This is a genomic window from Bradyrhizobium manausense (genome assembly GCF_001440035.1).
Taxonomy (GTDB): domain Bacteria; phylum Pseudomonadota; class Alphaproteobacteria; order Rhizobiales; family Xanthobacteraceae; genus Bradyrhizobium; species Bradyrhizobium manausense.
The window spans coordinates 57592-58400 of record NZ_LJYG01000004.1; the positions used below are offsets into that span (position 1 = coordinate 57592).

An 809-nucleotide genomic window follows, 5' to 3' on the forward strand; every position below is an offset into this window, starting at 1 on the left:
AAGCCGCAGCTTCCCGACGTGATCCCCGGCGGCTCGCCGCGCAACCCGATGGGCGTCGCGGCAATGACGCTGGCCGGCGGCGAATATGCCATCCACGGCACCAATGTGCCGGGCTCGGTCGGCGGCTTCGTCTCCTATGGCTGCATCCGCATGCTCAACGACGACATCACCGATCTCTACAGCCGCGTCTCGGTCGGAACGACGGTGGTCGTGACGCGCTGATCATTGCGATCAAGCCGGGATTTGAAAAGCCGCGTCGTCCGACGCGGCTTTTTCACTACCAGAAGCGCCAGCCGCGTCTGCACCAGCCGTCGCGATGACCGCCATTGTAGCTGCGTGCGTACCCGCCCGCGAGCATCGCCGCCGAAACGTTTGCGGTTCGTCTGGTCGCAACATCGGCGAGCACGCGTCCGTATTTTTCCGAGCCGAGATTGTAGATGGTGACGCCGCCCTGGGCGAGCAGGTTGTGCAAAGCATCGGTGGCCGCTTCCGCCTTGTCCAACTCGTCCCGGCAGGACGCCTTCATCTCGGGCGCATCGATGCCGCGCAGGCGAACCCGCGCCACGAGATCGCGTCCGTCGCCTTGATGCACGCGCGCGAGAAACGTGTCGCCGTCGATCGTGCGGATGACATCGATCGGCAAACGGCTGTCGGGATTGCCGGACTGCTGAAGAATGATCCCGGCATCCTGCGCGCGTTCATCGGCCGGAAGCGGAAGTCGCCACTCGGTGCCATGCCGAAAAGCCAGCACGACCGCCACCACGACGCCGACCACGAACATCCACGGCACAAGTCCGGAGAAGCGGCGG

2 protein-coding genes are annotated in these 809 nt (G+C 65.1%); one reads left to right on the forward strand and one right to left on the reverse strand.

Annotated features, from left to right (window positions below; all coding sequences use genetic code 11):
- Positions 1–222, forward strand: a 222-nt coding sequence (locus tag AOQ71_RS46840; protein WP_245316599.1) for a L,D-transpeptidase, incomplete at its 5' end; no start/stop codon positions are given.
- Between the two features lie 55 nt (positions 223–277).
- On the opposite strand, the gene AOQ71_RS00845 is transcribed toward AOQ71_RS46840, so the two are convergent.
- Positions 278–809 (reverse strand): thermonuclease family protein (locus AOQ71_RS00845; protein ID WP_245316600.1); only part of this gene is annotated, 532 nt, incomplete at its 5' end.